Annotated in this window: 6 protein-coding genes and 1 pseudogene; 4 read left to right on the top strand and 3 right to left on the bottom strand. The window is 65.7% G+C overall.

Features of this window, described 5'->3' with window-relative positions; genetic code table 11:
- Positions 1 to 393, bottom strand: a 393-nt coding sequence (locus tag RMO97_RS06640) for a response regulator (RefSeq protein ID WP_310539766.1), incomplete at its 3' end; no start/stop codon positions are given.
- A 76-nt stretch (positions 394 to 469) separates the two neighbouring features.
- Between RMO97_RS06640 and RMO97_RS06635 the strand changes: the two are divergent.
- Positions 470 to 601, top strand: a pseudogene (locus RMO97_RS06635) (transposase domain-containing protein); the annotation flags it as partial.
- A 546-nt stretch (positions 602 to 1,147) separates the two neighbouring features.
- Positions 1,148 to 1,339 carry a hypothetical protein gene (locus tag RMO97_RS06630; RefSeq protein ID WP_310539764.1) on the top strand — a complete coding sequence of 64 codons (192 nt, stop codon included), beginning with the start codon at positions 1,148 to 1,150 and terminating at the stop codon, positions 1,337 to 1,339.
- 24 nt (positions 1,340 to 1,363) lie between these two features.
- Here RMO97_RS06630 and RMO97_RS06625 read toward each other — a convergent pair whose 3' ends face one another.
- Both RMO97_RS06625 and RMO97_RS06620 read right to left on the bottom strand, forming a co-directional pair.
- The gene (locus RMO97_RS06625) at positions 1,364 to 2,524 is read right to left on the bottom strand and encodes an SRPBCC family protein (protein WP_310539762.1); all 1,161 of its coding nucleotides are present in this window, start codon (positions 2,522 to 2,524) and stop codon (positions 1,364 to 1,366) included.
- Complete coding sequence (locus tag RMO97_RS06620) at positions 2,521 to 3,114, bottom strand: TetR/AcrR family transcriptional regulator (RefSeq protein WP_310539760.1); 594 nt, start codon at positions 3,112 to 3,114, stop codon at positions 2,521 to 2,523. Before RMO97_RS06620 ends, RMO97_RS06625 begins: the two co-directional genes overlap by 4 nt.
- Positions 3,115 to 3,217: 103 nt before the next feature.
- Between RMO97_RS06620 and RMO97_RS06615 the strand changes: the two genes are divergently transcribed.
- Both RMO97_RS06615 and RMO97_RS06610 read left to right on the top strand, forming a co-directional pair.
- Positions 3,218 to 3,940: a 16S rRNA (uracil(1498)-N(3))-methyltransferase gene (locus RMO97_RS06615; protein WP_310539759.1), complete on the top strand. Its 723-nt coding sequence runs from the start codon at positions 3,218 to 3,220 to the stop codon at positions 3,938 to 3,940.
- A gap of 100 nt (positions 3,941 to 4,040) precedes the next feature.
- Positions 4,041 to 5,399 (top strand): glutamate--cysteine ligase, encoded by a 1,359-nt coding sequence (locus tag RMO97_RS06610; RefSeq protein WP_310539757.1) that lies wholly within the window; start codon positions 4,041 to 4,043, stop codon positions 5,397 to 5,399.
- The last annotated feature ends 90 nt before the right edge of the window (positions 5,400 to 5,489 follow it).

Raw genomic sequence — 5,489 nt, 5'->3', positions numbered from 1 at the left:
GGAAACCAGGATGATCTTGATGTGCGGCCAGCGGGAATGTACATGGTGAGCAAGTCTAAGCCCGTCCATGCTTCCCGGCATTTGTATGTCCGTGAACAAGACGGCTATATCATTTCGCGACTCTAGAATTTGAATAGCCTGGTCGGCATTCACCGCCTCTATCGGTACGAACCCCGCATCTTCCACGATGTCCACCGCGCGCATTCGCAGCATCAACTCATCTTCTACAACCAAGACGACAGAGACAGGTGTAGCTGTGTTCATCACTTCGTCCCAAGCGGGGCTTTGGCAGCGAAAACGCTTGCCGGAGCGCGCTAGCGGAAAGCCATGCGCCTGTTGTTGAATAATAGCTCGATGTTTGTTCAGCAGCGCTCGACCAGCGGTGAGCAGCATTCAAGCTAAAATGTGGTTATCGACAAGCTCTGCCGTGGGAGCGTGAAATAAGGGGACAGTTCACCCTATCGGTGGTCGCGCCGCAGTCTTTTACACCATCATCCAGATCTGCCGGCTCAACGACATCAACCCCAAGGCCTACCTCGCCGACATCATCGGCCATATCGGCGATCATCCCGCCAGGCGGATCGACGAGCTCCTGCCGTGAAACCGGCGGCCCATCAACGCCGACCAACCAGCGGCATAATCCTCCGGCAGCGGTCACGGTCCGAAGGACGGGCCATCACCGGACGCGTACGTACAAGGGCAGGGTGCGGGCGTAGAGCGCCGCGTCAGGCGATTGTGGGTATCTGAAAGCCACCCGTGAAAATGTTGACGCTTAGGTAGCTCGGCGCTTCCGCCACCAGCGCGGCGGCGATCTCCCGTGCGCGCCAAGCGTCATCGACACAATGTAACTCCACCCTCTGTCCGGCATACCGGCTGTCGGTGATGTAGAATTGAAAATCCTGCATAGCATCCCCCGCGAGGCGGGAGCGCAAGGCGTCTCTCAGTCACGGGCGCCCATGGCCGCTGTCCGTGATCAGCCATTCATGCGCCGAAGCTTGACCATTGGCGAGCCTTTCTAGAGGCGATGCCTGCGGCATATGTGCTGACGCTGCGCGCCTTCCAGGCTGTGGCATCCGCTGTCCTAATTCCCCACCTCGCTGGTCCACTCACCACCCTTCTCGGAAGTCGGGAGGGTCTGCTATCGGGCATGTTCCTGCTGCTGTCCCACTGGGAGCCCCCGCCCATGTGCAACGAGTACCAGCAGCGGGTGAAGCGCGGCCTGAACGACGACGCCTTCCCCCAGATCAAAGTCCCCCTCACCTGGACCGACCCGGAGCCCAACGAAAGTGGGACACACACGACTTGTCTGGGGCGTCAGGTTCGGTCGGTTAAGTCTTGAGGCCCCCACTGTCGGCGTCCGGGTCTAGACCACCGGCAGGGGCTCCATGCCGAGCGCCCGGCGGAAGGTGTTGTGGTAGTGGTGCAGCGGCGGCTCGTTGCGGCCAAACAGCAGCTGGTCCTGCAGGCCGGCGGCCAGGGCGCGCTGGGTGGTCTCGGCGGTGGCGTAGTCCTCGGCGGCCACCACGGAGGTGAAGCCCTCGGAGAACAGCATCGCCATGCCGGGGTTCTGAGCCAGGACCTCGCGGTCGAAATAGTAGCTGATCTGCGAGATCGAGCGGCCGGGATTTTCGGGGTCGGGATAGACCCGCACCACCGCGATGCGCTTGTTCCCGACATTGACCACCACGTTGGGGAACAGGAAATAGACCGGGAAGCCGCCTTGCTCGATGGTCCAGTCGGCCTCGGCCTGGCCGCGCAGCTCGTCGATCCCCTTCAGGCACAGCACCATGCGATGGTTGCGCTGATAGGACCGGTAGGACAGCACGTCGCCGTGGAAGTTGTTGGCCAGGGTGTCCTTGTGCAGGCGCTTGAAGTGATAGGTCTCGCCGAAGGTGTCGGTGGCCAGTTTCCAGTTCAGCTTCATGTCCAGGGTCTGTTCGTGGGCCAGGACGTAGCGGCCCCAGTTCCAGTGCTGGAGATCCTCGGCGACGCCCTGGAACAGGGCTTCGGTGTCGATCTGACCTTTCGGATCGGGGTGGACCAGCAGGAAGCCGAACCGCTCGGCGGCCGGCAGTTCGATCAGGCCCAGGCAGGCCTTGTCGATGGCGCCGAACTGCTCCTCCTGCGGCACGCCGATCAGGGCGCCGGAGGCGTCATAGGTCCAGGCGTGGAAGGGACAGGAGAACCGCGACTTCTGCCCCCGGCGCGCGTGTTCCACCATCGGCCCGCGATGGCGGCAGGAGTTGAGGAAGGCGCGAACCTCGCCCGCCTTGTCCCGGGTCACCAGGATCGGGATGCCGAGGTCGTTGCAGGTGATGAAGCTGCCGGGTTCGGGCAGGTCGGCGGTCATGCCGACGATCTGGGGGTGACCCCGGAAGAAGGTCTCCCACTCCCGTCGGGCAAGGTCGGGGCAGGTGTAGGTGCTGGCCGGGCAGGACATCACCCCGCCGGCGTCGGCGTTCACGCCCTCGTCCAGCTGGGTCATCAGTTCACGCAGGACTTCGATCTGGACAGCCGGTTTCATGTCGAGAGGACCTCGGTGGGGATGGCGGCGCTGAGGACGCGGAAGGTGGTGGCGATCTGGTCGCGCCGCGCCTGGAGGGGCTGGGCGCGACGGCTGGAGACCCTCAGGCCCTGGTTGACCAGCATCAGGAAGGCGGCCAGTTCGTCGGCCTGGGCCGGGGGGCAGCCGGCGTCTCGCAGGCAGTCCTCGAAGCCTGCCTGGACCTGCGCCAACCGCGCGGCGGCGTGGGCGCTCAGCCCGTTATCGACATCGGCCATTTCCAGCACGGTGTTCACCAGCAGGCAGCCCCATTCGGCCTTGCCGCCGGGCGGGTCGACGACACTGCGGTCGAAGAAGTGGCGCAGGGCCTCCAGGGGCGGCTGGCCGGTGCGCGCGCGCGACAGGATCTGCAGGGTGCGATGGGCGAAGAGATCCAGGCATTCCAGCATCAGGCCGCGCTTGTCGCCGAAGGCGGCGTAGAGGCTGCTGCGGCTGATCGCCATCTCGGTGAGCAGGTCGGGGAGGGAGGCGGCCTGGTAGCCCTGACGCCAGAACACCCGCATCGCCCGGTCCAGGGCGGCGTCGCGGTCGAATTCGAGGGGGCGGGCCATGGCCGCATTCTGGACTGATCAGTCCGGAATGCAAGAGAGTGTCGATGAGCTTCCGTGAAGCGCCGGCGTTTCCTCACAAGCCCGGCGGCACTAGAACCCTCCCATGATCCGCCTCTTCGTGCCCCACGATCTCGCCGCCACCCTGGCCCTGCCGCTCGACGACGGCCAGAGCCGCTACCTGGTCGCCGTGATGCGCCAGGGAGTCGGCGACGAGCTGCTGGTGTTCAACGGCCGCGACGGGGAGTGGCGGGCGACCATCATCGAGACCGGCAAGCGCCGGGTGATTCTGCGGGCCGACCGGCTGGAACGGGCCCAGGCGATGGGGCCGGACCTGGACCTGGTGATCGCGGTGGTCAAGCGCGGGCGGCTGGAGACCATCGTCGAGAAGGCGGCCGAACTGGGCGCGCGCCGGGTGCAGCCCGTGCTGACCGAGCGCACCAACGCCGACCGGGTCCGGGTGGACCGCCTGCAGGCCATCGCCGTCGAGGCCGCCGAGCAGACGGGCCGCCTGGAAGTGCCGGAAATCCTTGAACCCGTGAAGCTGGACAGGCTGCTGAAGGGCTGGAGCGGACGGCGCCTGCTGTTCTGCGACGAGGCGGGCGACGCCAGGCCGGTCATCGAGGTGCTGTCGGGTGTGGCTTCCGAACCCTGGGCGATCCTCATCGGTCCGGAGGGCGGGTTCTCGGCGACCGAGCGCGAACGCTTGCGGGGCTTGGATTTCGCGGTCCCGGCGACGCTGGGCCCCCGGATCCTGCGGGCCGACACCGCCGCCATTAGCGCCATGACCCTCTGGCAAGCTTCGCTTGGGGACTGGCGAACATCTTGAGCTTTGGAGAATTGCGCCCACCTGAGTGAACGGCGTAAAGATCGCCGCCGCTTGGGATCGACGCCCGTTGCGCGTGTTTGTGTGGGTTGGGGAGATACATATGGCCGACGTCCTGGGCGACGACCGACCCCTCACGTTCGAGGATCTGGTCCACTGGTTCGAAGAGGGCGAGAAGCCCGCCGACCGATGGCGGGTGGGCGCCGAGCACGAGAAGTTCGTCTTCCGCCTGGGGTCTCATGACCCCGTGGCCTATGACGGTCCCAAGGGCATCAAGGCCCTGCTGGACGGCCTGACCCGATTCGGCTGGAAGGGCGTCTATGAGGGCGAGCACATCATCGCCCTGGAGCGCGGCAAGGCCAATGTGAGCCTGGAGCCCGGCGGCCAGTTCGAGCTCTCCGGCGCGCCCCTGGAGACCATGCACGACATCTGCGAGGAGACCGGGACCCACCTGCAGGAGGTCAAGGTCGTGGCCGACGAACTGGGCCTGGGGTTCCTGGGTCTTGGCCACACGCCCATCTGGAAGCGTGACGAGGTCCCGGTCATGCCCAAGGGCCGCTACAAGATCATGCGGGAATACATGCCAAAGGTCGGCGGCCTGGGCCTGGACATGATGTTCCGCACCTGCACCGTGCAGGCCAATCTCGACTTCGGCTCCGAGGCCGACATGGTGGCGAAGTTCCGCACCAGCCTGGCCCTGCAGCCGATCGTCACCGCCCTGTTCGCCAATTCCCCCTTCGTGGAGGGCAAGCCGTCGGGGTGGCTTTCGTCCCGTGCGCGGATCTGGACCGACACCGATCCCGACCGCACCGGCATGCTGGGCTTCGTCTTCCAGGACGGGTTCACCTACGAGACCTATGCCCGCTACGCCGTGAACGTGCCGATGTACTTCGCCAAGCGCGACGGCAAGTACGTCGATCTGGCCGGCAAGTCCTTCGTCAAGTTCATGGACGGCGAGCTGGCCGAGCTGCCGGGCCAGCGCCCCAGCATCAAGGACTGGGCCGATCACACCACCACCCTGTTCCCGGAAGTGCGCCTGAAGCAGTACCTGGAGATGCGCGGCGCCGACGCCGGGCCCTGGAGCAGACTCTGCGCGCTGCCGGCCCTGTGGACTGGAATCTTCTACGACCAGGCGGCGCTGGCCGCGGCCTGGGACCTCTGCAAGGACTGGTCGGTGGACGATCACGAGCGCCTGCGCGCCGACGTGGCCCGTATCGGGCTGAAGGCGCAGGTGGGCGGCCGCAGCGTGCAGGACGTCGCCAAGGACATGGTGGCGATCGCGCGCCAAGGGCTGAAGAACCGCAACCGCCTGAACGGCGGCATGATCGACGAGACCGGCTACCTCACCGAACTGGAGGATATCGCCGACAGCGGCGTGACCCCGGCCGAGCGGCTGCTGGAGCTGTACAACGGCCCCTGGGCCGGCGACGCCAGCAAGGTGTTCGAGGCGTTCGCTTACTGAGACTCTGCACCCTGCGCTGGTCGCGAGTTCTAACCCCAGGGAACCGATGGAGAAAGTTCGCCGTTTTCGTGGGTGAGATTGCGTACCGGC

Source organism: Phenylobacterium sp., assembly GCF_031425575.1.
Classification (GTDB): Bacteria; Pseudomonadota; Alphaproteobacteria; order Caulobacterales; family Caulobacteraceae; genus Phenylobacterium.
The sequence above is the reverse complement of the archived record's forward strand: the minus strand, read 5'-3'. Positions and strand labels throughout refer to the sequence as shown.

Excerpts from the sequence above, each read along its gene's own strand:
- RMO97_RS06630 (WP_310539764.1), top strand. The coding sequence starts at position 1,148 with ATGTTCCTGCTGCTGTCCCACTGGGAGCCCCCGCCCATGTGCAACGAG.
- RMO97_RS06625 (WP_310539762.1), bottom strand. The coding sequence starts at position 2,524 with ATGAAACCGGCTGTCCAGATCGAAGTCCTGCGTGAACTGATGACCCAG.
- RMO97_RS06620 (WP_310539760.1), bottom strand. The coding sequence starts at position 3,114 with ATGGCCCGCCCCCTCGAATTCGACCGCGACGCCGCCCTGGACCGGGCG.
- RMO97_RS06615 (WP_310539759.1), top strand. The coding sequence starts at position 3,218 with ATGATCCGCCTCTTCGTGCCCCACGATCTCGCCGCCACCCTGGCCCTG.
- RMO97_RS06610 (WP_310539757.1), top strand. The coding sequence starts at position 4,041 with ATGGCCGACGTCCTGGGCGACGACCGACCCCTCACGTTCGAGGATCTG.